The organism is Bacteroidia bacterium (assembly GCA_040880525.1).
Lineage (GTDB): Bacteria > Bacteroidota > Bacteroidia > CAILMK01 > JBBDIG01 > JBBDIG01.
The window spans coordinates 13,780-37,028 of the sequence record JBBDIG010000018.1 but is presented as its reverse complement, the minus strand read 5'-3'; the positions used below and the strand labels follow the sequence as shown (position 1 = coordinate 37,028).

General features: G+C 43.8%; 21 protein-coding genes. 12 read left to right on the top strand and 9 right to left on the bottom strand.

Annotated elements, in window-relative coordinates; all coding sequences use genetic code 11:
* Positions 1 to 1,819: fibronectin type III domain-containing protein (locus WD077_04915; protein ID MEX0966557.1), on the bottom strand; the 1,819-nt coding region annotated here is incomplete at its 3' end.
* Between the two features lie 932 nt (positions 1,820 to 2,751).
* On the opposite strand from WD077_04915, the gene WD077_04910 reads away from it, so the two are divergent.
* Together WD077_04910 and WD077_04905 are read left to right on the top strand one after the other, a co-directional pair.
* Positions 2,752 to 4,587 carry a DUF885 domain-containing protein gene (locus tag WD077_04910; GenBank protein ID MEX0966556.1) on the top strand — a complete coding sequence of 612 codons (1,836 nt, stop codon included), beginning with the start codon at positions 2,752 to 2,754 and terminating at the stop codon, positions 4,585 to 4,587.
* 39 nt (positions 4,588 to 4,626) lie between these two features.
* Positions 4,627 to 5,646, top strand: coding sequence for a succinylglutamate desuccinylase/aspartoacylase family protein (locus WD077_04905; GenBank protein MEX0966555.1), 1,020 nt, complete (start codon positions 4,627 to 4,629; stop codon positions 5,644 to 5,646).
* Here WD077_04905 and WD077_04900 read toward each other — a convergent pair.
* Together WD077_04900 and WD077_04895 are read right to left on the bottom strand one after the other, a co-directional pair.
* Positions 5,641 to 5,916: a hypothetical protein gene (locus WD077_04900; protein ID MEX0966554.1), complete on the bottom strand. Its 276-nt coding sequence runs from the start codon at positions 5,914 to 5,916 to the stop codon at positions 5,641 to 5,643. The two genes, WD077_04905 and WD077_04900, sit on opposite strands and share 6 nt — an antisense overlap.
* A gap of 425 nt (positions 5,917 to 6,341) precedes the next feature.
* The gene (locus WD077_04895; GenBank protein ID MEX0966553.1) at positions 6,342 to 7,607 is read right to left on the bottom strand and encodes an aminotransferase class V-fold PLP-dependent enzyme; all 1,266 of its coding nucleotides are present in this window, start codon (positions 7,605 to 7,607) and stop codon (positions 6,342 to 6,344) included.
* Positions 7,608 to 7,966: 359 nt separating this feature from the next.
* Between WD077_04895 and WD077_04890 the strand changes: the two genes are divergently transcribed.
* From WD077_04890 to WD077_04870, 5 genes are all read left to right on the top strand, one after another.
* Positions 7,967 to 9,643, top strand: a complete 1,677-nt coding sequence (locus WD077_04890) for a TIGR03790 family protein (protein ID MEX0966552.1) — start codon at positions 7,967 to 7,969, stop codon at positions 9,641 to 9,643.
* Between the two features lie 322 nt (positions 9,644 to 9,965).
* Positions 9,966 to 12,200 (top strand): phospholipase D-like domain-containing protein, encoded by a 2,235-nt coding sequence (locus WD077_04885; protein ID MEX0966551.1) that lies wholly within the window; start codon positions 9,966 to 9,968, stop codon positions 12,198 to 12,200.
* On the top strand, positions 12,197 to 12,931 hold the full coding sequence (locus WD077_04880; protein ID MEX0966550.1) for a hypothetical protein: 735 nt from the start codon (positions 12,197 to 12,199) through the stop codon (positions 12,929 to 12,931). The genes WD077_04885 and WD077_04880 overlap by 4 nt, the downstream gene beginning before the upstream one ends.
* A 24-nt stretch (positions 12,932 to 12,955) precedes the next feature.
* Entirely contained in the window at positions 12,956 to 13,183 is a 228-nt protein-coding gene (gene tatA, locus WD077_04875) for a twin-arginine translocase TatA/TatE family subunit (GenBank protein ID MEX0966549.1), read from the top strand.
* Positions 13,184 to 13,751: 568 nt separating this feature from the next.
* Positions 13,752 to 14,120, top strand: coding sequence for a LuxR C-terminal-related transcriptional regulator (locus WD077_04870; protein ID MEX0966548.1), 369 nt, complete (start codon positions 13,752 to 13,754; stop codon positions 14,118 to 14,120).
* A gap of 185 nt (positions 14,121 to 14,305) precedes the next feature.
* Here the strand turns inward: WD077_04870 and WD077_04865 are convergent, their stop codons facing one another.
* Positions 14,306 to 15,493: a hypothetical protein gene (locus WD077_04865; GenBank protein MEX0966547.1), complete on the bottom strand. Its 1,188-nt coding sequence runs from the start codon at positions 15,491 to 15,493 to the stop codon at positions 14,306 to 14,308.
* A 426-nt stretch (positions 15,494 to 15,919) separates the two neighbouring features.
* Between WD077_04865 and WD077_04860 the strand changes: the two genes are divergently transcribed.
* The 5 genes from WD077_04860 (at position 15,920) to WD077_04840 (ending at position 17,864) form a co-directional block, all read left to right on the top strand.
* On the top strand, positions 15,920 to 16,168 hold the full coding sequence (locus WD077_04860; GenBank protein ID MEX0966546.1) for a hypothetical protein: 249 nt from the start codon (positions 15,920 to 15,922) through the stop codon (positions 16,166 to 16,168).
* Positions 16,165 to 16,320 carry a hypothetical protein gene (locus WD077_04855; protein ID MEX0966545.1) on the top strand — a complete coding sequence of 52 codons (156 nt, stop codon included), beginning with the start codon at positions 16,165 to 16,167 and terminating at the stop codon, positions 16,318 to 16,320. The genes WD077_04860 and WD077_04855 overlap by 4 nt, the downstream gene beginning before the upstream one ends.
* A 30-nt stretch (positions 16,321 to 16,350) precedes the next feature.
* On the top strand, positions 16,351 to 16,968 hold the full coding sequence (locus WD077_04850; GenBank protein ID MEX0966544.1) for a Uma2 family endonuclease: 618 nt from the start codon (positions 16,351 to 16,353) through the stop codon (positions 16,966 to 16,968).
* Positions 16,969 to 17,256: 288 nt separating this feature from the next.
* Positions 17,257 to 17,484 carry a DUF2281 domain-containing protein gene (locus WD077_04845; GenBank protein ID MEX0966543.1) on the top strand — a complete coding sequence of 76 codons (228 nt, stop codon included), beginning with the start codon at positions 17,257 to 17,259 and terminating at the stop codon, positions 17,482 to 17,484.
* The gene (locus tag WD077_04840; protein ID MEX0966542.1) at positions 17,481 to 17,864 is read left to right on the top strand and encodes a type II toxin-antitoxin system VapC family toxin; all 384 of its coding nucleotides are present in this window, start codon (positions 17,481 to 17,483) and stop codon (positions 17,862 to 17,864) included. The genes WD077_04845 and WD077_04840 overlap by 4 nt, the downstream gene beginning before the upstream one ends.
* A 496-nt stretch (positions 17,865 to 18,360) precedes the next feature.
* Here the strand turns inward: WD077_04840 and WD077_04835 are convergent, their stop codons facing one another.
* From WD077_04835 to WD077_04815, 5 genes are all read right to left on the bottom strand, one after another.
* Positions 18,361 to 19,257 (bottom strand): hypothetical protein, encoded by an 897-nt coding sequence (locus WD077_04835; GenBank protein MEX0966541.1) that lies wholly within the window; start codon positions 19,255 to 19,257, stop codon positions 18,361 to 18,363.
* A 51-nt stretch (positions 19,258 to 19,308) separates the two neighbouring features.
* Positions 19,309 to 20,580 carry a hypothetical protein gene (locus WD077_04830; GenBank protein ID MEX0966540.1) on the bottom strand — a complete coding sequence of 424 codons (1,272 nt, stop codon included), beginning with the start codon at positions 20,578 to 20,580 and terminating at the stop codon, positions 19,309 to 19,311.
* Positions 20,581 to 20,637: 57 nt separating this feature from the next.
* Positions 20,638 to 21,981, bottom strand: a complete 1,344-nt coding sequence (locus WD077_04825; GenBank protein ID MEX0966539.1) for a hypothetical protein — start codon at positions 21,979 to 21,981, stop codon at positions 20,638 to 20,640.
* A 282-nt stretch (positions 21,982 to 22,263) separates the two neighbouring features.
* Positions 22,264 to 22,605, bottom strand: a complete 342-nt coding sequence (locus WD077_04820; protein MEX0966538.1) for a type II toxin-antitoxin system VapC family toxin — start codon at positions 22,603 to 22,605, stop codon at positions 22,264 to 22,266.
* Positions 22,605 to 22,871, bottom strand: coding sequence for a DUF2281 domain-containing protein (locus WD077_04815; protein ID MEX0966537.1), 267 nt, complete (start codon positions 22,869 to 22,871; stop codon positions 22,605 to 22,607). The genes WD077_04820 and WD077_04815 overlap by 1 nt, the downstream gene beginning before the upstream one ends.
* Positions 22,872 to 23,249 lie beyond the last annotated feature (378 nt).

The window sequence follows — 23,249 nt, the reverse complement described above, 5'->3', positions numbered from 1 at the left end:
TCTCAGCCGTTCCTGTTTGTGGCCCCACAAACCGAATGGTGTTGGTGGCCGAAGCGCCAGCAATTTCTTCCAGTTCAAGCTGTTCATTGTAAGTGCCGGAAGCAATCCTGAAAGTAACCGGTGCGTTAATGCCACATTCATCCAAGGCGTCCACCGCATCAGCAATACTCACAAAATTGGTTGGAGATACAGATTGTCCGGGATCAATCGTATAATCTCCATTCAGAATTGAGCTGCAGGGTGTCCTGTAGGTAAATGGTCCGGCCCATGCCGAAGTATCTCCAGTGGGGCATACTTCACGCACATAAAAGTCATAAGTAGTAGTGGGTGAAAGTGAGGTAATTTCCGCTGAATCTACTGATACACTGGTACCGGGGTTCGTTGGAGAATTACCAAAAGTTACATTCGAATATAACCATGAATTGGTCGTAGAGCCTCCATTCCATTTTAGTACAGCATCAGTTGCATTGACTACCGATGCCCTCAGACCGGTTGGCGGAGGAAGGCTGGATTGCTTGGTAGCCTCTGCCAGATCATTTGCAGGAACCGTATCTGCTACACCATTCGGCATGGTAGTCCACACATCGATGTCGTAAGGAGCGTTAGTGCTGAAATTGAAACTGCCTAGTGTAACCTGAACTGTCGGACTACCTGTACCACCAAATGTATCAAGTGTACCTATATACTTTACAGAAGTTTGTGCAACACCATCAACGCTCCAATTCAATGTAACGCTGTCAATTTGATTGATGCCGAAGTTCTGAACGGTTGCAACTACATTGTGTGTTCCAGGACAATATACATTAGGGGAGTCAATTGAAACAACTCCTACATCATTGGTGGCTCCTGTGGATAAGGGGGTAATAATAACCAAGCCGTGACCGCTTTTAACACCGGAACTACTATCTATATCAGAGCCCGCATTGAAAGAGCCGCCACCTCCACCTACTTGATCGGAGTTATTATTTCGATCGGTTGCTCCTCCGCCACCGGAATAGCCTCCGCCACCGGCACCGCCATCATAGCCAGATTCATAAGCACCGCCACCGCCACCAAATCCACCATCAGCGTGTGCACCATCTGATCCTTCTCCGCCATTCAAAAATGAGGATGGAGCGGAACCTGAAAAAGCAACAGATTGTCCAATTTCACCATCAGAGTAGAAACCAGCACCACCAGTACCCCTTCTTCCTGAGGTACCTCCATCAGTGCTATAAGCACCACCAGGTGAATATGTTTCATTTGTAGCTCCCCCGGTTCCGTTGTAATCGCAATTGTCAGCCGCTCCCCCAACAGGACATTGACCATCATTTGCTATTGCGGAGGCAGTTCCATGTCGTTGTGGCAACATGGCTGCACCACCACCACCGCCACCAGCAATAATGAGTGGATTGTTGTTGTCATCAACAACAAAAGTTCCTCCACCTCCTCCTCCGGTTAACAAGCGAGATCCTCCGACTTCACCTTCCTGACCTACCAAGATTTGAAGTGAATCCCCTTGAGTTAAACTAAAAGTGCCTTTCATATAAGCGCCCAAACCACCAGCCGGGCCACCTCCTTCAGCTCCATAAACTTCAATCTCATACAGGCCTGTTGCTGGAACAGACCACTTTTGAATTCCATTAGTAACTGTTACTTTCCCATCTAATGGTGTATTCGTGTACTCGGTATTAACTTCAGACTGAGTCGGGCCTTCTCTGCCAGTAGCCCCGGCACTTGTAAACGTATAAGTTTGTGCCTGAATAATATTGACGAAAAATGTGAACGTCAAAATAGACAACAACCCAATTCGTAAGAACATCTTGTATAGTTCTATCATTTCTTTAAATTTTTAGAGATTGAAATTGATTGATTGAAAAAATGTAAAAATATGCCCAATAAATGGTTTAGGCAAAAAGGCATTGAAACATTAGCGAAGCTATAGCCCTCAAAGCCACAACTCTCCCCGTTTTTCTAACGTCTCTGACCCATTACCAACAAGCCCCTGTTGAAATTGGTTCGAGAAACCATAAGAAGCTGATCTTTCATTTGTTTTTCAGCGATCCAGAGAAAAAGTCCGGCTGCTTTCGAAATTAATCGGATTCGGTCCTGTTTTTCTGTGAGCAGCCTCCGATGTCTATCGGAATTTTCGGCTTTCTACCTTTCATTTTGTTGAGGCAGACATAAGCAACAGAGCATCTGTAGATGTCAACAGATTCATTCTCAGAAGAGCGATATTAGAGTCTCCAGTGCTCCTTTATCAACCCCACTGTCTTGCATGGTCAATTTGTCATAATATCTTACGACTAAATCTATGGCGAAAAGTATATTTGAATAATTTAGGCAAATATCTGTTATTAAGCGATTTAAAAGACAACAGCCATATAAAGGCACGTGGTTTAAACTATTTAATGCTTCCTTAAGATATTTATATTATATCTTTGCTCTCATAAATCTAACAAAATATAGAAGTGATAGGTCAGTGCTTGATTTCCGATTATTCCTGGCAAAAATAGCCACCTGATCATCTAAGCTTGGCGGTGAAAGGTCTTTTGTTTTTTCGATTAGTCCCCAATCACAGTGTAGAATTTTCCCAAATATTTTGAAACTGGTTTACGCGAGAAAGGCATTTAGCAATCTTTGCGTATACCATGAAATACTTATGAACAAATGAAATACGTATGCATTTGTATAAGTATTAATGCTTATGACTAACAACTGTAGGTAGTTTCAAAAATCGAGTTTACCACTTGGAAGAAAATTTACACAGTTATGATCAATCTGCATTTTATTAAAGTACGGACGCTTATTTTGTCTCTGGTGCTGTTAGTGATGGCGACCGGGAGCATCTGGGCGGTGAATCTTGTTTGGTTCCGGCCTTTCAACATCCACTTGTTTTATGAGCGTGTAGTTTTGGAGCAGGCGCTATCAGACCCCGAATTTCTCAGCCAGATTAACTGGTTGGATCAATTTGGCCTTTCCTTTTATAAGGATGATCTCACGGATGAATCCATTGCTTCGCAGCGGGAGCATGTGCAAAAGGCCCGGAAGGACCTGCAAATACTGGCGGCTTATAATCAGGAGAATATCAGTAGCGAGCATAAACTATCAGGAGAAATTCTGGAATGGCTGCTGTCCACTAATATTAAGGGAGAGCGTTTCCTGCTGCACAGTTATCCGCTGAATCCCGTTAATGGAGTCCAGCGCGAGTTGCCGGCATTCATGGTAAGTGCGCATGAGCTTAATTCAGCAAAAGATGCCGACCGCTATATCGCGCGCCTCAAAAAGTTTGACGCGAAATTCGAGCAAGTGCTGACAGGTCTGCAATTAAGGAAGGCAAAAGGTATGACGCCACCGCGTTTTCTTCTGGAATCAGTTCTGGATGAAATGCGGGCCTTTACCGCTGTATCACCGGAAGAGAACATTCTCTACACGCACTTTTGTGTTAAAATCAATGCGTTACCAGGAATGAACCCTGAAGAGGCCGGCAATCTATGTCGGCAAGCAGAGCAGGAAATCCGGTGTAGTGTATATCCTGCATACGAAAAACTCATTGCATTTTGTCAGAGCGTATTGACTGAAGCTTCTGACGCGGCAGGTGTTTCTCAGCTTCCGAACGGAGAAGCATTTTATGCTTATTCCCTGGCCCGTAATACTACTGCCAACTATACTCCTGATGAAGTATACTCAAAAGGACAAAATGAGGTGGATCGTATCCTGACTGAAATGCATACAATTTTAGATAGCCTGAACTATGAATTCAAAAATGTAGGGCAGCAAATGTATCTTTTGAGCATTGAGGAATCCACCAAGAGTACACAGAGCAATGGAGAATATCAATTGCGCTGCAAGATAGAAGAAGCATTGTGTGAGGCGGATACTGCTTTCTATGATCTATTCTTTTCAAGACCCGCTGAGGATATTGATATCAGAATGATGAGAGGCAATAGAATTAATTCCCATTTACATAGCTATCTGCCTGCTACAGATACCGCTCCTGCTGCGTTGTCTGTAGATCCTTCAGCAAGATTCGCTTACTTTGGATGGAGGGCAGTTGCCGTAGCAGAAGGGAAGCCGGGCAAGCACTACCTGCTGTCGGAGCATTCCAAACCTGAAAAAATGCCGACTTTCCGGAAGGTAATTCCTTTTTCTGCCTATACACAGGGATATGCGCTGTATTCTACCCAACTGGCGCATGAACATAACTTTTTCCGGAATCCATTTGACAATCTCGGACGACTTCAGATGGAGTTGTATTACACTGCTCTGATGGTGACGGATGCAGGAATTCATTCGAAGGGCTGGACGAAGTCGGAGGCCATAAAGTATCTGGCCAAAACAACCGGAATTCCGGTCCCGGCAGTGGAGCAGGATGTGATAAGAATAATGTCGGTTCCGGGCGAAGCAGCCATGGAAAAAGCCGGTATGATGAAGATCATGGAGTTGCGGCAGCGCGCTCGTGTCAAACTTGGAAACGAGTTCGACATCAGAGAATTCCATGAAATATTGACCAGAAATGGCCCCATGCCGCTTGATGTGCTGGAAAGCCAGGTGGAAGAATATATCATATCCAGGCAGTTCGACACCACTTCAATTTTCGAGGCATAGCGATTTATCCCCCGGCAGGTTATCCTTTACCTTTGCTAGGTGAAAATTCACGGGGTCTATATTAAAAAAGGTGAGCATAAGGAGATAAGTCTCCCGGTTGCTAATCTTCCTACCCGTACCAGCATTGATATCCAGGTAAATGTATTTCGGGGAAAGAAAGATGGCCCTGTACTGTTGCTCATGGGCGGGATGCATGGTGATGAAGTCAACGGCATTGAGATCATCAGGCGACTCATTCGTAAGGAGTTGCAGGAGCTTGTAGCCGGGACTGTCATCGCCATTCCTATTCTCAATATTCATGGGTTCATAAATTTTTCACGGGAGGTACCCGATGGAAAAGACGTGAATCGAAGCTTTCCCGGCCGTGCCGAAGGATCCCTGGCGAGCAGGATCGCATTTCACTTTATGAAATATATTTTCCCTTCAATTGAGTATGGAATTGACTTTCATACCGGAGGTGCCAGCCGTAGCAACTACCCCCAGATTCGATATACCCATGATCATCCGCCCAGCCTCGAACTGGCCAAAGTCTTTGCACCACCTTTTATTTTGAAGTCGCGTCTTCGCGAAGGATCGCTGCGAAAGATGGCCATTGGAGCCAATATTCCCTTGCTGGTGTATGAGGCAGGCGAGGCCATGAGGCTGGATAACTTTGCCGTGAAGGAAGGAGTTGCAGGGACAGTGCGGGTGCTCAGGCATTTAGGAATGACGGATAAAAAAGTTCGTGCCGGCAAAAGCATTATTATCGAGGAGAGCCGCTGGAAACGGGCCAGGGCTGCAGGCTTGTTCCATACCGAAGTAGAAAATGGAGGCTACGTAGAGAAGAATGAAATAGTGGGAGAGATCAGTGGCCCTTTTGGCCAGTTCAACATTGTCCTGAGATCACCAGTGGCGGGGCATATTATAGCGGTCAATAATAAACCTATTATTCACCAGGGAGATGCTCTATTGCATATAGGAATGGAAAAAGCAGAACCTGAATCAATTAAAGATGAGGATCAGGAGAATATAATGGAAAAAGCTTTTAGAAACGATAAAGCGTTGAAAGAAGAATTATAGGAAGCTCATTAAACGGAAGAATACCTGCTGGATCCGGCCTTGCCGCATATTTGTTTTATCTGCATGTTCAAGGGCGGGTTGAAAATAACTTGTAGTTACAGGCTGCTCCTTAACCTCGAACATATTGGAATTCCGTAGCGCCTGATGGCACTTGTCCTTTTCCAATTTCAGTACGCTGCACCATTGCTCCAGTGTAAGCGCGCCCGTAAAGCTCGCGTCCAGATAAAGATCAGGGGTAAAATAGTCGTGCTTCAATGTCCAGAATTTCATCGCTGTCTACTTTATGGGGTTTACTTATTTACTTTATTTTGCTGCTGTAAATTTTGCCTCTCAACTTTGTTTTACTTTGACGAAATAATTAATAAATTCTTAATAATGATGCAGGTGATGTCCTGCAACCCGCTTCCACCGTGTAAGATCAACCTTTATTTTAATTAAAAATAAGGCACTTAAAACATTTGGTTTGTTTTTTATTAACATTTCGGCAGGCAATATTTCAAACAATATCAATGCTGGATTTTTAACAAAAAACATTCATTATGATCTGAAACGGCTATTTTTAGAGGTAAAGTATGCCGGGACCATAAAAATAAATCAGGCAGTTTTCCACAGCCTTTCCACATATTAGCTATACTCAAAATTCAATTGTAAGGATAGCAAAAAGAAGTATCGGTTTTGGAGGCCGTCCGGGGCTGTCAGTCCCCGGTTTTTTTCAATAATGCTACGAAATCATCAATCTCCTGGTAGGAATTGTAAATGTGGGTGGAGACCCGGATTGCATCCAAACCGCCTTCAGGAACCACCCGTATTCTGAAATGATTTTGTGAAGCCATCTGGCCGAATTCCTTGTAAGGGAGTTGCTTTAACCTGAAGGTCGTCATCGGGCCGATGGACGCCTGTTCAGTGGCACTTAGCAACGACACCCGTTCCGGCATTTCCAGCAATTGCTGCTGAAGGTAGGATGCCAGTTCCCGCGTACGTTTTTCTACGCGCTCCATTCCTGCATCCATCATAAATGCCACTGCTGCTTTCACTCCCTGGTAAAGGGCGGCACTCTGTGTTCCATAATAATAGCGGTGTGCGTTGTTCTGAAATCCGGAAATACCTGCCGGGTTGAGTTCCCAGCCAAGATCGGCTTCAGCCCCTGTGAATACCGGCTGCAGCACTTCCTGCATTTCTTTTTTCACATAAAGGAAACCTGTACCGCCAGGGCCGCAAAGCCATTTGTGCGTACATGCCGCATAAAAGTCGCAATCCATGTCATGAAGGTCCAGAACAGTGCTGCCGGGAGCATGGGCGCCATCGAAGAATACATAAAGGCCTCTTTCCCTTGCAAGTTTTGCTATGTCCTTAACGGGAAGCACGAGTCCGGTGGTGCAGGTAATGTGTGGAACCGCTATACAGCGGGTTTTCTTTGTTATAAGATTATTGATCCGCTCCAGGTTACCGGCACCTGTAAGTGCGGGTTCAAACACCTTAATTTCGATTCCATCCATCCGCATCCTGTTCAGCCACGGCAGCGCATTTCCTGCATGTTCGTGTGTGGTCATTATCACTTCGTCCCCTTGTTTGAAGGGCAGCCCCCAAGCCACGATGTTAATGCCTTCCGTAGTATTATGGGTAAGCGCTATTTCCTCTTTGTAAGTGCCAAGCAACTTCGCCAGGGCTGGAATAGCCTCTTCCCAGCCGCTGTAGTCTCCTTTCTCAGCCAGTTCCCATAATGATTTCTGTACGGCATTCAGCACGGGGTAGGGGGAAGGGCCAATCGTGCCATTGTTAAAATATGTGCGTTCCCTCATCAGCGGAAACTGCTGCCGGATCGCCTTCCAGTAGCCTTCACCGGACAAGCTACCTGCAGGTAACGGAGGGAGAACGGGCGGTGCGGACGCCATTGCGGGCAGGAGAAAGCTCCCCAGGCCGGCAAGGCTGCTGTTGCGAATAAATCTTCTGCGATTGACCATAGTTTTGCGACAAATATAGAGTGCAACTTAAAACAGCCTGCTTAATTTCAACATCAACAACACCCTGGATTTTCAGGAATTAATCCGCTTTCTGTTGATTGAAATTTTGTTTATTTGGTTTTACAGATTTTTTTATGAATGAATTAATTAAAGATAAAACCATTTTTTCGCTCCTATTAAATTCGCGAGAGTAAGGTTTATTTTAATTGTCTTCAAAATGTTAAAAAATAATTTCATATTAACATTTATATAAATTCCATGAAGTGAATAAAATTTAGCAGCAATAAAGCTGTCATTCCTGAATCCGGGGTCGCTATATTTGTTTCGGATTCACATTAGTTTTAATTCCAAAATACGATATGAAATACCTCCTGCGACTTTTGACTTTTCTGCTGCTTCCGGTAGCGGCTACAGCCCAGGCTCCGGTGGACTACACCGATGTGGGCCTTATCATCAACATGAATTCCACAATATCTCAAAATATCGGAAACTATTTTATACAGGAACGACAGGTGCCGTTGGAGAATGTGATAATGGTTGACGCTCCGGCACGCGAGCAGATTGACGATGCAGAATGGGCTGACATCAGGAAGCAAATTGAGGATACCCTTATTGCGCGCAACCTGCATCAGAAACTGAATTATCTCGTCACCACCAAAGGAGTTCCTCTTAAGATCAACCGGGGCGGGCAGGGAAGTACCGGTTCACAATCCGCTTCATTTGATGCGGAATTGATGCTTATCCTGGGAGATTTCCAGATACATATCGGACTGGGAGATATAGTGATCCCACCCAATATACTTCGTGTCCAACCCTATATTGGCGCTGAGGAACACTTTTCCCGCGCAGAGTATGGCATTTACCTGGTTACGCGACTTACCGGTTATAATGAGCAGGACGTGTATGACCTGATTGACCGTAGCGGTCCGAATACGCTGGTGAATAAAGATTCAGCGCTTTTTGTGCTGGATATGGAAAATTCACCGATTGATGCCAACAAGAATAACAACATGGAAACGGCAGCTCAAATTCTGCAACATCGGGGCTGGAATGTGCTGCTTGATAAAACTGACAGTTTCATTCGTTTCCAGCATAATGTGCTGGGCTACGTAAGCTGGGGAAGTAATGACAGCAGGGCCAATAAGGAAACCGCCATTCCGCACAATACGTGGCAGCCGGCTGCTCTAGCGGAAACCTATGTCTCCACAGGCGGACGTACATTTGATTCGGCTTCCAGCGGACAGTCACTCGTGGTAGATCTCTTTGCAGAAGGTTGTTCAGGAGCAAGCGCTTATGTATATGAACCTTTCTCGTTTGCGATCACAGAAGTACAGATACTTTTCGACCGGTATACTGATACCACAATAGGAATGACCTACAACCTGGCGGAAAGCTTTTATGCCGGAAACCCTACTCTTTCATGGATGGCTATTGTGGTGGGCGATCCTAAAACTTCGATTATCACGCATATACCCGCTGTGCCTGATCCAGCGTTTCCGGCTGATCTTACAGCATGCCAATGGGCACCTTATGAGCTTTCACCCACAAATGGGCTTAGCGGCAGGTACAACTGGTTTCGGGGCACGAAGGCAGAAGTGGAGGCAGAAGGCCTGCCATATAACAGATCTCATCCGCGATGGGAAGCAACAGGCCCTGTATTTTCTCCCGCCACAGCCGTAGCTGATTCCTTTTATTATTGTGTCTATCAGGAGAACATCAGCGGTGCGGCACTAAAGGAAGTGATGCTGATTGTTTCACCGTGTTCAGGAATAGAAGAGGAAACCTTTTCAGAACTTGAATTATTTCCCAATCCCGCTGAAGAATATATTAACCTTGAGATGATCCTGCACCGGCCGGAACAGGTGTCGCTGCAAATTACCAATGCGGCCGGAAGCCTGGTATATCAACAAACAGCGGAGGCGGAAGCAGGTATTTTCCGCTGGAACGGTAATATCAGCCATTTTGCTTCTGGTTTTTACGTAATGAAAATTACAGCAGGCAATATAGTGGCCTATAAAAAGTTCGTCAAACCTTAGCCGTGGCGAACGGGTGAAATGGAATTATGCCAAAGAACACAAGGTGCCGTGTCGCCCAAAGATTATTGCCTGACTTTCTGTACGAGTGATTGAATTTATGCCAATCCAATTTTGCAGGGATAATCCATTTTTCTTTCACAAAATAGCAGCGAGGTGTGCCTAAAGATAAATTTCTGTCAGCAGCTTTCCCCGTTGCCTTCCAGCGTGCTAAACTCATAATTCCCGTTAATTTAACGTTCCCTCCCGGAATTTAAAGCAACTTTGCATCGCAAACGAGAATTGATTTTAGTAAATAATTTTTTCATTTCTATCCAATGGCGATATGTACAGAATATTGAATACGGTCCTTGCCTTTTTTATCTTAATACAATCCAATGTATTTGCACAGGAAACCATTGCTTCGGCAAGAGGTAAAACTCCGGGGAGTACCGTAACTGTATCGGGGATTGTAACCAACGGCAGTGAGTTTGGCATCATACGCTACTTCCAGGATAGTACCGGAGGGCTGGCGGCTTATGGCACTGCCGTCTCTTCATTACAAACGGGTGATAGCATAGTAATTTCCGGTACGCTCAAGGATTTCAATAATCTTTTGGAATTGGATCCGGTAACCAACGTGAATGTCATAAATAGCGGCAATCTGCTACCTGCGCCAAAGGTTCTGTCACTTCAGCAGGGATTTGCAGAGCAGTATGAAGGGCAGCTTGTTACTTTCGAAAAAGTGGGCATAGATGCGACCGGATTCTTTTCGGGCAATACCAATTACGACATCTCCAGGGGCGGAGTGACCAAGCAAATCCGTATCGGTCAGGATGTAGACCTGGCAGGAGAACCCATACCGGGCGATAGTGTCACCCTGACCGGAATTATGAGCCAGTACCAGAGCAGCTATCAATTGTTGCTGCGAAGCAAGATGGATATTGCGCAAGGGGCGGGACCTGTCATCACAACTCCTTTGATGCAGCATGAATTGACGACTTCTACCATTAAGATATATTTTGAAACAGAGGAAGAAGGAAATACAATTTTGCGATATGGAATTTCCGCAGCCCTCGAAATGGGGGAGGAAACGGATGCCAGCCTGGTTACCGAACATGAGATAATGCTTACCGGACTTTCGCCCGCAACGTTTTATAACGTCCAGGGACTATCCGTTGATGCAAATGGCGATACCTCCCGCAGCAGCATTCAAATGATGTCAACCGCGTCCTTATCAAGCGGAGATGTCAAGATATATTTTAACCTGCCGGTGGATACTTCTTATAATACCGGAAGGCCTGCGGTTTCTGTCGGAAAAGGAATAGACGATACGCTGGTGGCATACCTGAGACGGGCGAAACAGAGTATTGACCTTGCGTTGTACAATTTAAATAATAACAGCCTCACCGCCCATATTACTGATGCAGTCAATTCGGCTTATGACCGGGGGTTGGCCGTAAGGATAGTTGCGGACGGTTCTACGGCTATGCTGGGACTAAATGGGCTGAGGCCGGGGATTGGTGTGATCAAAAGCCCGACAGGAATGGATTATGGGATCATGCACAATAAGTTCGTAATAATTGATGGTAAATCTTCCAACCCTGATGATCCGCTGGTGTGGACCGGCAGCACAAACCTTACGCGCGACCAGATTGACTTCGATGCGAATAATGTGATCATCATCCAGGACCAGGCGCTGGCCCGGGCTTTTGTCCTCGAATTCGAGGAAATGTACGGTTCAGCCGGAGCATTGCCTGTGCCGGGAAATGCGAAATTCGGCCCTGACAAAACCAATAATACTCCGCAACTTTTTAAGATTGGCGGCAATGAGGTTGAACTCTATTTCAGTCCAACGGACCAAACTACTGCCCATATTGAAAATGCCCTGCTGAGCGCAGATGAGGAACTTTATTTTGCCACGCTGTTGATTACCCGGAATGAGTTGGCAGATTCGCTCATCAACCGGCACGATGCCGGGGTTTATGTGGCTGGCCTGATGGAAGACAGTGCCGGCAGCGGAAGCGATTTTAATTTGATAAAATCATCGCTGGGCCAGCGCCTGCGCCATGAGCAAACCACCGATCAGTTGCATCATAAATACGCCATCGTGGATCAATACCACGTTCAGACAGATCCATTGCTCATCACAGGTAGCCATAACTGGAGCACTGCCGCTGAAACGCGAAATGATGAAAACACGCTTATTATCCATGATGATACCCTTGCGAATATCTACTTCCAGGAGTGGGTGCAGCGATTCAGGGAAAATGGCGGAACCTACACCTATTCGCCCGGAACCGGTATAGAGCAGAAAATGACAGACCGGGTGATGGCATGGATGCCCACCCTGACAAGCCGGGGTGAGAATATTCCAGTTAGCATGGTGGTAACGGAAGCAGGCGTTTGGCAGATTTTGCTCGTTAATCTGCAGGGGCAGCAGTTGATGCACCGGCAATTTGAAGTGCAGGCAGGCGCCAATAAATTTGAGCTACCGATGCCGGAAATAAGCAGCGGTTTTTATCTGCTTCATTTCAACAATGGCAAAAGTACATTTACCCGGAAAATCTTAATTAAATGATGAATTACAGTAAATATTTGCTCTTGCTTCTAGTGGTGATGGCCGGATGCAGAAATGAAGATAAAAATGGTGTACAGATGACGGAGCAGGAGCGCATTGTAGCGCAGAACGTAGCATCGCAGACTGTGATCGAAAATAACCGCGAGATATATCAGCGATGGTTCGATGACGAGGGGCACCTGGTGCAGGAGGAATTCGCTCCCGCTTCCTTTTCATCACCCTTTGATGAGACCTGGATGCTGTTTGAAGAAAATTGTGATACAGCAGAAACGGCTGGTAACCGAGAGGTGATAACCTATAAATATGATGGCTCCCCGGATTACAGGAAGGTGGTACTTACGGTAAAAGGCTGTGTGCAAAATATACTGCTGGAAAATGTGTTGAGCTACAACGGCCTTTTATCGCGGCAGGTGTATCGTGATACGGATGGTAATGAATTGGCAACCAGAATATATCAGTACAAACAACCGGGCCTGCTGGAGCGGGTGGTATTTATTGCAGGTGCGGATACACTTTCTTCCGCCTTTTTTAAATATGATGGAAACCGCATGAGAGAAGAGTTGCGCCATGAACACCGGAATGGCAGGCACGTAACGATAAAATACGGGAGAGATGGTCTGCCCGTTGAAGCCTTTGTGACAGAGGGCGATAAAATCAGCCATTACTATGAATTCCGGAATTCCAGCCGTGGAGAGAGCAAAAAGGCCATTCAGTTGCTGGAACCCCGTTAATTTCACAAAACGTAATTTCGCATTATGATTATCTTATTTTTAGGAATGCCTGGAGGATTTGAATGGATCCTCATTGTGGTCATTATTCTTCTCCTGTTTGGCGGCAGGAAAATTCCTGAGTTGATGCGGGGCATTGGGAGAGGGATGAAGGAATTCAAAAAAGAATCAGCCCCGGACGATGAAGTTAATGAACGCTCCCACGAGGAGGAAGAGTTTCGTGAAAAAGAGCAAGCCCGGAGGCGCAAGGATTAATTTCATAGCCTCAGGAAAAAATTATTGCAACGGTAAATATCTTTTTACTGCCATCAGTTGCGCCATTAAAATTCGCTGAGATATATAATTTAATATTTTTGAATTAACGTTTTTATATTAGTTAGAAATTAAAGGAAATATAAAAACAAAATTCAGGTTTAGCTTTTATTGTTATTTAAATTTAAAAAGGTTCCTGCTGGTATTTTAATAGAAAGTTGCTCAAAGTTTTCTGCTGGCTTATGCTTTTTAGCCATGCCGTGTGAACAAGTCCTCAAAGCACAAGTATTTGTAGCGATTTAATTCATTACACCCTTTGGGGTTTTTAGGTTTTTTTATTTCCCGTTTCTATAATCCTGGCATCCCTTCAGGATTTGCATTTTCAACGACCCCAGACTACTTGCTCTTCACGGCTCACAGATGCACTGCTAACCGTTCACCCCTCACTGATTAACTCTTCACTGTCTACTGATTCACTGTTTTCAGGGAGACGATATGGTGGAATCAGGGGATAAAACCGGGAAAGGGGTGGGGCTACTTTTACACCCGAAATCAATCACCATCAACTGTTATGAAAAAGAGTACTACCAACTACGCCCCTCTTGACCCAGACCACGTTTTCAGTAAACTGCAACTGGTTCACATGTCATCCCTTGAATCAGAGAATGTTATGGATTCAATTTCTAAGAATGCCATGAAATCTTTTCAGGAGTATGACGATAGTATTAAAGCACAGGAACCGAGAGATGAAAATCTCACACCCCGTGAACTGGAGATACTGAGATTAGTGGCTAAAGGCAAGACCAGTCAAAAAATTTCAGAAGAAATAAGTCTTTCAAAACATACGGTTGATACCCATCGAAGAAATATTATTCAGAAGCTGAATATCGCCAGCACCATGGATTGGTACTGGAATGCACGGCTGATGAATGTGATTTAGTACCCCCCGTTTTTTTTCCTTTCTCGAAGCAGCGCACTTCCTGACCCTCTTGGGAAGTGGCTGCTTTTTTAAAATTGTCAACCATTTCTCCAGCCACCGGCTGTCTTGCACAGGATTTTACTGTGCAAGTTGCCGGTGGTGTTTTTTATGGTTACCTGAATCCGGTACTTCTGGGTTGCCTTGCGCTACATTTTCTGCAGCCTTCCGTGAAATATTTCGGCTTCCCTGGTCAGTTTTTCCAGGCGCGCTTTTAACACGGCCTGGTGCTGCTCTCCGAACATTTCGTACACAGCATCAGGATATTCAAGAAAGGCCTCGTGGATGATCTCGTCCGTCATAGCCGCCTGTAATTCTTTGGCCGTTTGTATAAACTTCGAAACCGGGACTTTTTTCAGGATCATCGGATCTAATTCCCTATTGATCCTGGCCTTCAGATTTCCGTATTGTGGCCTGAAGGATGGAAGGCGATTGGTAAAGAGAAGTGCAAGTTTATTCATGAAGCCTTCATTAAAGACGAAAAAGGCCACATCACGGTCTTTGGGTATCGGCACCAGCAGCGTTGTATCCTCCCCCTCATGCACTTCCCATTCCCACTGTCCGCTATGCCGGTCCCAGTCGTTTATCAGCATATCGAAGAGCCGGTTTTTAAGGTAGCGCATTGTATCGAATTGCACCACGGTATTTCCCATGATCTCAAACATATCCTCCGTATTCACAATGTCGTCAGCATTATTCCAGCGCTCGCTATTCTTCCATGATGAATTAAGATTCTCCTCATAAAACGCCAGCCTTCCCGCCATCCGGTCATTGTAGTCACCAAGCCTTTCATCGTACGGCACAAACGTCATGCGCGGAGAAAGCGACTTGATGCCCAGTGAGTCGGACAATTTCCTTGTGATCAATGCGCCATAGGGATTCATCCCCGAAACCTGATCCCTGAACATTACCCTTACGATCGTAGGCCGGAGGATTTTGGGTACGCTGCCAATCTGGTCTTTATTCACAGAGCGCAGAGACCACTCCCGTTCCTGCTGATCTTCCAGATCAATAGAAATTGTCTGTTCCCCACCTCCTCCATCTACCGGTTTCAGTTGACCCAGATTTTCCTCATAGTCGAATACCGCCACAGTGACAGGCGTATTCCAGATTTCCCGGTATTTTTCTCCAAAGAAAAATTTGAATAAAAACCCGCGATCGTAAAATTTACCGGGAATTATAGTAATGGAATCTCCCAGGGAGTCTGCATGATAATGCAGGCGGGCCTCTTCAAGCCTGTGCTTATCTGAAAATGCTTTGCGTTCTTTAAAATTGGTGGTGTTAGGAATCACTACTGTCAATACTAAAAAGCCTGCAACCCAGTACAATATATCCATTTTTACTTTCCCCACTTTTGTGATGCTTTTCTATCAGACAACAACAAAGAGAGAGTTGTTCATGAGATAAGATGGATCAGCTTTAAAATTAAAGAGTATTTATTTAGCTATTGTTTTAATTAATCAACCAATATTTCCTTCAGTTTCGGGCCATGTGAAGAACGTATCGAACTGTATTGCCTTTTTCTAAGTTAAATTTAGATTTTCTTTTTTAAATAAAATTCAGTGCTTGGCGTGTTATTTTGCTCCGGGGTTTCAGTCCGTGTATTAATATTTGGGAATGAGCATAATTGTTAATTAGAGGTATTCATTTTGTTAATTGGTTGAATTGAAGCGGAAAGTTAATGAGATTGGGAGAATTTTATGCACGGCATTTTGTGGTAGAATCCTGACCTCAAAATTATTTGGATTCATTAATTTTGAAGTATGACCTACAAAAGCGAAAGCAAATCCCCCGAAGTACAAGAGCCTGATTTCTCCGGCACCTATACTGCGGCAGATTACGTCAACTGGAAGTTTGAGCAACTTGTGGAGCTGGTGCATGGCAAGATATTCAGGATGAATGCACCTGTCACCAACCATCAATTAGTGCTGAAGCGAGTATTAAACATGGTGGATCCGCATCAGACAAGCTGGAAGTTTATGAAAAGTATGGCGTTAAGGAATACTGGATGATTAGCCCGGCAGAGAAAATGGTGATCATCAACCTTCTGGAAGATGGGAAATACCGCACTTTGAAACCGAGGGTGCAAGGCAGTCTCTCACCGCAGCAATTCCCGAAAGTTAAAGTGGAGTTGGATGCGTTGTTTGAAGGGTTGCTGGAGTAATTTGGCGTTTAGTTTTTAAAGATTTTTAAAATGGGATACACGGTTGAGAATGATAAACTGATTAAGGTTAACGAGCCTGACCTTTCCGGAACGTACACCGCAGGCGATTACATTACCTGGAAATTCGAGGAGATGGTGGAGCTTGTTCGCGGAAAAATTTTCAGGATGACGGGACCGGGATTTAACCATCAGGATTTGGTGGGTCGCCTGCACCTGATATTCGGTAATTCCCTGAAGGGCAATCCCTGCCGGGTGGTGCTAAGCCCGGTAGACGTTTATCTTGATGCACCTCAGAACGATTATCGCAAGGCTAAAAACGTCTTCCAGCCAGACCTGTGCATCGTCTGTGCTTTCTCAAAAATCAGGAAATTCGGAATTGTAGGGGCGCCTGATTTCGTCATCGAAATTCTTTCGCCAAGTACTCAAAAAAAGGATATGACACTAAAATTTGAAGAATACCAAAAGTATGGTGTAAAGGAATATTGGATAGTAAATCCGATGGAGAAATGGGTCAGCGTCAATTATCTGAATGACAGTGGAAAATACTATTCTTGGCCCCCAAAGGCAGCAGGAGAAAACATTTCCCCGCAGCAATTCCCGGAAGTTGAGGTGGAGTTGGATGCGTTGTTTGAAGGGTTGCTGGAATAGAGCCGCTATTTTAAAGAGGAATAAAGAATAATTAAGTAATTAATTTTCTATCACCTCGAATTCTTGTTTGATTGGTAAAGCCATTCTTGCACGTCATTCTGAACGAAACGAAGTGCAGCGAAGAATCTGGTAGTGTGCTCCACGCCAAGTGACTCAAGCACGAGATTCTCCCGGAATGTGGCCGGGACGAGTTTCGCTTTTGCGCAGAATGACGAGATGAATAGAACTTTGTAAAGTTTTATTAACAGAAATTGCTAATTTGCTGTTAATCTCCAAAAAGGAAGAAGAATGGACAACCTGCTATATAAAAAAATTGAATTGCTGCCTGAAGAACTTAAGAAGGAAGTCTTGGATTTCGTGGAATTTCTTCTCAACAAAGCAAAAAAGGAGAAAACCCCAGTCCCGGATAAAACAAGGGGAAAATCACCCAGAAAAGCGGGCTCGCTAAAAGGCACCTTTAAAATGGCTCCTGACTTTGATGAACCATTAGACGACTTTAAAGAATACATGTATTGAACCTCCTTCTGGATACGCACACGGTTATTTGGTTTTTCGAGAATGATAGACAACTCTCCTCTACAGCAAGGGAGTTGTTAGAAGAACCATCTAATGAAGCTTTCATCAGCATCGCAAGCTTCTGGGAGATGGCAATTAAAGTGAACCTGCGAAAGCTGACACTTCAAAAGCCGCTCGAAGAGACAATAAAACATATCCTTCAAAAGGATTTTCAGCTTCTGCCGATAAAAGTGGAGCATACCATACTGGTTTCACGATTGCCGCTCCATCACCGCGACCCATTCGACCGGATATTAGTCGCTCAATCTCTTTCAGAAAACTTGAAGTTCATCAGTAAAGACAGTATTTTCCCTGAATATGGGGCGGAGCGGGTTTGGTGATTTTGAAATCCACCGTGGGAACCTCGCTCCACATGCCGAGGAAGGTATAGTCAATGTATTACCTACCATTTCACCTTATACTTCCTATCTACTGGTATTCCGGTATAAGGTAATATGCATCTGAATCCAACTGTGGGACTATGCTGGTCTTCTGAAATGTACGACCTAAAATCCCCAGTGCTACGCCAGGTTCCGCCTCTAACCACACGTTTACGGATTTCCCCATCTTCGTCTCGACTAACCTTGAGCGGAGCGCCATTTGAATCTACGCCTAATATTCTGAAAGGCATTCTTCCGAGATGGTTTTTCCTTGGATTATAAACATTTTCATCAAATTGAGGTGAGTTCACCGCAAATCCGCCTGAGGCCAGTACTTCTTGCCAATTTGCGTTCAATCTGGGAATAGCGTCATACTCATCCAAAAGCACTTCAGAAACACCTTCGTTCTGATGGATGGGACCGTAGTAATTTCTTGGATACTCCAGAATTGATCGGACTATAAGGTGGTGCTATCTTTTTTACCCATTTTAGGAATACCTGCCGTGGGTGTCGGGTAAAGCAAATTAATATCTTGCTGAGGGGATACTTGCGATATTTGGAGCCATTTACTTACATCTATATTATTCCAATAAAAGTTGCTCCAGCGTAAAGGAAAATAATCATTGCCATATAAGTGAGAAGGAACTACTTTCTTTTTTGGCCTTGGGTTGTTGACCGAATTTGGTTTAGTTTTAATAATATATTCCCATTCTGCTTCGGTTGGCAAGCGATAACCTGGGGACATTATTCCTGAATTTAAGTCCATAAGCCGACTAAGACTCTCAGATTCTTTTCTGTAAAAATAATCCTTCACCTTTTTTGTGGGGGTAGGATCATACTGATTATAGATAAAAGTTTCAGTATTGAAGTTTTCTTCATTTACCTGGTCAGGTTGAAACTTCACAAAACCTAATTCTATAAGAATAGATTCATTCAACCGGTCGGTCTTCCAGGTCAGGTAATTCTGTATTTGTTCCCAAGAAAGATTTGTAACCGGATAGTAGGCGTAGGCGGGATTGGTTAGATAGCCATTGATGTAGGCTTCATTTAACGCCAAGGCTTTGGAATTACCAGGGATATGAGGTAGTGCTTGCAACAGTACAAAGGGATAATCTAAATAAACTTTATGAAGCCATTGCAGGTAAATCACATAATTAATATTAGGTTCTTCCATAATACCAACATAGAACGAAGGCATAGTATCATTTCCTTCAATCAATACCATATCGGGAGGTGCTGTTTGTCCCGGAAGAGCAAAATTTATTTTACGCACTTTCTTGAAATAAACATTATTTGAGCAAGTGATAAATAATAAGGAAGCGGTCAGGAGTATTATAATTTTAGATATCTTCATTGTTTATAAAATTGTTACTTGCAATAAATTGTTGTTAAACCAGCTAAACTGCTACCATTCTACTTTATGTCCCTTTAGTACTGGAGTACCGGTGTACGGCAGCACACATCTGAAACCCACTTTTGGACTATGTCCATTTTCCCACAAGAAGGATCGATCAGTTGTTGTATTTCCGCAGGCCCCAGCTCTTACAACACGTTTACGATGAGTACCATCAGTTTCTAAACTAACCTTTACTGGTGAGCCATTTGAGTATAATCCTAATATTCGAAAAAATTTCATTCTGCCGAGACTATCTGGACTGACTGGGGTCCCATCAAAGTTATATTCTCCAGGATCAGTCAAATTAAAGCCTCCTGATTTTAGCACCTGTATCCAGTTTGAATTTAGTTCCGGGCTAGAGTCGTATTTGTCAAGAAGTATTTCGAATACACATTGCGTTTGATTCACAGAATTTAAGTCGTTTGGTGAATATGCAAGAATGGACTGGGCTATGGCTCGACAGTTTCTGTACAAGCTATCTCGCTCAACCAGCGATATTAAAGAAGGTGGACTTCTATATTTCCTTACAAATCCGGTAGTATCATCCCAAAAATCTGTGCCCCATTGCTGTAAAAAGTAACCCTCATTATAGACTTGGTATGGAGCATTCTTCCTATCTGGATAAGAGGTTAAAACAAAGGTTTTAGTGCCCTCACGAATGTATTCCCATTCCGCCTCGCTCGGCAGGCGATATCCTGTAAATAAAATCCCAGAATTTAAGCTTCTGGCATTACGATTTGCAAACCTTGACTCAAACGTGTTGGCAAAGTGTCCTATACTAAAATAGATGAAAGCTTCGGTATTGAAATTTTCATTATTAATCGGGTATGGCTCAAATGGAAGGGTGCCAGTTTCAATAAGTATGGACTCGTTTAGGCGATCTGTTTTCCATGCTAAATACTTTTGGATCTGCTGCCATGTTAGATTTACAACGGGATAATAAGCGTAATTAGGATTAGTCAAAAAGTTTCTGATATACGCTTCATTTATTTCTAATCCACCTGTATCATTTAATTCATGTGGCAAGGCTTCGCAAAATACCTGGGGGTAACTTTTATATACCTTATATAACCATCGCAGGTAAGTTACGTAGTTAATGTTGGGTTCAGGCATAGTGGACACATAAAAGGATGGCATAGTATCATTCCCTTTGATAAATACCATATCAGGAGGTGCCGTTTGTCCGGGAATGATATAGTTGTTGATGGGCGTTTTCCCGCTTTGCCCAATGTAGGAACAGGCCGAGAAAACAACACAAATCAGAAGTATAAGAAATCTCATTGTTCTTCGGGTCTTGGGTTGTGAGTTGCTGACATATTTGAGGTCACAATGCTATATTTACCATTTTACCTTATAATCTTTTAAAACCGGAGTGCCCGTGTATGGTAGCACACACCTAAAACCGACCGTGGAACTGTGCTGATCTTCCCAGATAAATGACCTGTAATTCCCTGGCTTTCTCCACGTTCCACCTCTGACAACCCGTTTGCGCAATGTACCATCTGTCTCTATGCTAACCTTGATAGCATTACCATTCGGATAGAAACCAAGAATTCTAAAGTCCCTCATTCGGCCAATAGAATCCTTTTCAATCATCCGTCCTTCCGAATCTTTCAAAGCTGGACTGGTCAAATTAGACCCACCCGAATCCAGTACTTCCAACCAGTTTGAATTTAAAGTCATGATACTATCATATTCATCCAGAAGAATTTCAGCAACACCTGACTCCTGCTGAATTAAACCGTAATAATTACTTGAATACTCCTCAAGAGATCGAACTATTTGATAAGAGATACTATCGTTTTCATTTGTTTGAGGAATACCAGCAGAGGAAATCTGATAAAGCAGGTTGATATCCTTATCATGGAATCTGGTTATTTGCTCTGCATCGCTGTCATAAAAGCCACTCCGACTCCAGAAGTAATTTCCCCATCGTAGCAAGAAAAAATCCTCATCATATAGTTGTGGTGGCAGTTGCTTGCTTTTATTAATTCTATTAGTAGATTGAGTGGAAATGCTATTCATATACACCCATTCCGCTTCTGTCGGCAAGCGGTATCCGGGAAATAATATTCCCGAATTATAACTTCTGCTCATCAGTGCGCCCTGATAACTTTTCCGATTAAATTTGTGATTCTTATCCTCCTTGTAACGGCTGATGTCATATTGCTCAAAAACAAATGCTTCTGTATTAAAATTTTCTTCATTAACCTGGACAGGATAAAAAGGTGCCAATCCTAATTCAATTAGAATTGCTTCATTCAACCTGTCAGTTTTCCATGCCAGGTATCGCTGAATCTGTTTCCAGGTCAGGTTTACTACAGGATAATATGCATAAGCAGGATTGGTTAAATAACCCGTGATGAAGGGTTCATGTAATGCTAATGCATCAGAATCATTGGGTATGTGCGGGAGTGCATCCCCCAATACTTGTGGATAATCTATATAAACTGTGTGAAGCCATTGCAGGTAAATTACATAATTGATATTGGGTTCTTCGGTAATTCCAACATAAAAGGAAGGCATGGTATCATTTCCTTCAATAAATACCATGTCAGGTGGGGCCGTTTGCCCAGGAAGCGCATAGTTTCTTTTCGGCACTTCTTTAAAATACACATCACTTGAGCAGGTGCAGAGAAAGGCGGTCAGGATGAGCAGTGATGGTATTCTTAGGTTATTCATACGTTGGTTTTGCAATGATCAATATTGACAAATTTAACGATGTCTGAGCAATCGTATCATCCACTCCCTGTGCAAAACCACCTTCTGCATTCCCATCAGTTCTCTCTAATTTTACCCTTTTTTCACAGCCTAATTTAATCCGTCATTCTGAGAGGAACGAAGCGCAGCTAAGAATCTGGAGGAGTGTTGCACGCCCGGTGATTCATGCACCGGATTCTTCTAATGTTGGATGATTGAAATTACCAAAGCCGTGCTTTGTCATAAAGATCAAATATCTGATCTCTACTTAATCACGTTCATTCGTTCAGCCCGGCACTGCGCAATTAAAAGACGATCAAAGGGATCGCGATGGTGAAATGGCAGTTGCTGCAATTGCAACAAGTGCTGAAAGGAGATTGGGAGTATTATAAAACCGTTCACGTTGATTAACCGCTCAATCTCTTCAAATGGTTGATGCAGGTCAAGTTTGCCAATGCTCACCTTAATAGAGATTTCCCAGATGGAGCCGATACTGACGTAATTTATAGCGTCAGCATGTTCAATGGCATTTATGGCTGAGGATGACAGATGGGGATCATCTTCCAGAAACCAAATCAACGTATGGGTATCCAGCAAGTTTTTCATCACATGTAGGCTGCAAAATCATCCAAAGGTTCATCAAATCCAGGTTTCATCGTGAAAGTACCTTTTCCACTGCCGAGTTTCGGCTGCTTATTTTTGAAAGGCTTCTGCCTTTTTTCCATGAGGTATGGTTCCTGATTTTTAACTCCTGCACGGCCGCCCTGTTCTGCTATTCTTTTTTTTTGCAAAAGAAATTCGATGAAGTCCAGAACCTCCGCCTGAAGGTCGGTCGGCAGTTCCTTTAGCCTGTGAAGTAACACCTGATTCATTTTATCAAGAATTAAGTTTAACAATTGAATTAACAAGTAAAAGATTTACCATTGTTTGGCATTTGAAATAGAAGATGGTCAAAGATACCTGATCTTTCTGGTTTTTGAGGCCGAAGGTAGCTACTGCTTTCACTTAACCTTTGTGCAAAACCTCCACCACCTTCCCCATCATTCTCCCTAATTTTACAGCTTTAAAGAATTAATAAAAGCTATTCTACCAAGCTCGTCATTCTAAACGAAACGAAGCGATAGTGAAGTGCAGTGAAGAATCTGGTAGTGTGCTCCACGCCAAGTGACTCAAGCACGAGATTCTCCCGGAATGTGGCCGGGACGAGTTTCGCTGCGCTCAGAATGAGGATAATGGAAATGACTGAATGA

What these genes read in the sequence shown, in the direction of transcription:
- WD077_04910 (MEX0966556.1), top strand. Translation starts at nt 2,752, where the DNA reads ATGATCAATCTGCATTTTATTAAAGTACGGACGCTTATTTTGTCTCTG.
- WD077_04900 (MEX0966554.1), bottom strand. Translation starts at nt 5,916, where the DNA reads ATGAAATTCTGGACATTGAAGCACGACTATTTTACCCCTGATCTTTAT.
- WD077_04895 (MEX0966553.1), bottom strand. Translation starts at nt 7,607, where the DNA reads ATGGTCAATCGCAGAAGATTTATTCGCAACAGCAGCCTTGCCGGCCTG.
- WD077_04890 (MEX0966552.1), top strand. Translation starts at nt 7,967, where the DNA reads ATGAAATACCTCCTGCGACTTTTGACTTTTCTGCTGCTTCCGGTAGCG.
- WD077_04885 (MEX0966551.1), top strand. Translation starts at nt 9,966, where the DNA reads ATGTACAGAATATTGAATACGGTCCTTGCCTTTTTTATCTTAATACAA.
- WD077_04880 (MEX0966550.1), top strand. Translation starts at nt 12,197, where the DNA reads ATGATGAATTACAGTAAATATTTGCTCTTGCTTCTAGTGGTGATGGCC.
- tatA (MEX0966549.1), top strand. Translation starts at nt 12,956, where the DNA reads ATGATTATCTTATTTTTAGGAATGCCTGGAGGATTTGAATGGATCCTC.
- WD077_04870 (MEX0966548.1), top strand. Translation starts at nt 13,752, where the DNA reads ATGAAAAAGAGTACTACCAACTACGCCCCTCTTGACCCAGACCACGTT.
- WD077_04865 (MEX0966547.1), bottom strand. Translation starts at nt 15,493, where the DNA reads ATGGATATATTGTACTGGGTTGCAGGCTTTTTAGTATTGACAGTAGTG.
- WD077_04860 (MEX0966546.1), top strand. Translation starts at nt 15,920, where the DNA reads ATGACCTACAAAAGCGAAAGCAAATCCCCCGAAGTACAAGAGCCTGAT.
- WD077_04855 (MEX0966545.1), top strand. Translation starts at nt 16,165, where the DNA reads ATGATTAGCCCGGCAGAGAAAATGGTGATCATCAACCTTCTGGAAGAT.
- WD077_04850 (MEX0966544.1), top strand. Translation starts at nt 16,351, where the DNA reads ATGGGATACACGGTTGAGAATGATAAACTGATTAAGGTTAACGAGCCT.
- WD077_04845 (MEX0966543.1), top strand. Translation starts at nt 17,257, where the DNA reads ATGGACAACCTGCTATATAAAAAAATTGAATTGCTGCCTGAAGAACTT.
- WD077_04835 (MEX0966541.1), bottom strand. Translation starts at nt 19,257, where the DNA reads ATGAAGATATCTAAAATTATAATACTCCTGACCGCTTCCTTATTATTT.
- WD077_04830 (MEX0966540.1), bottom strand. Translation starts at nt 20,580, where the DNA reads ATGAGATTTCTTATACTTCTGATTTGTGTTGTTTTCTCGGCCTGTTCC.
- WD077_04825 (MEX0966539.1), bottom strand. Translation starts at nt 21,981, where the DNA reads ATGAATAACCTAAGAATACCATCACTGCTCATCCTGACCGCCTTTCTC.
- WD077_04820 (MEX0966538.1), bottom strand. Translation starts at nt 22,605, where the DNA reads ATGAAAAACTTGCTGGATACCCATACGTTGATTTGGTTTCTGGAAGAT.
- WD077_04815 (MEX0966537.1), bottom strand. Translation starts at nt 22,871, where the DNA reads ATGAATCAGGTGTTACTTCACAGGCTAAAGGAACTGCCGACCGACCTT.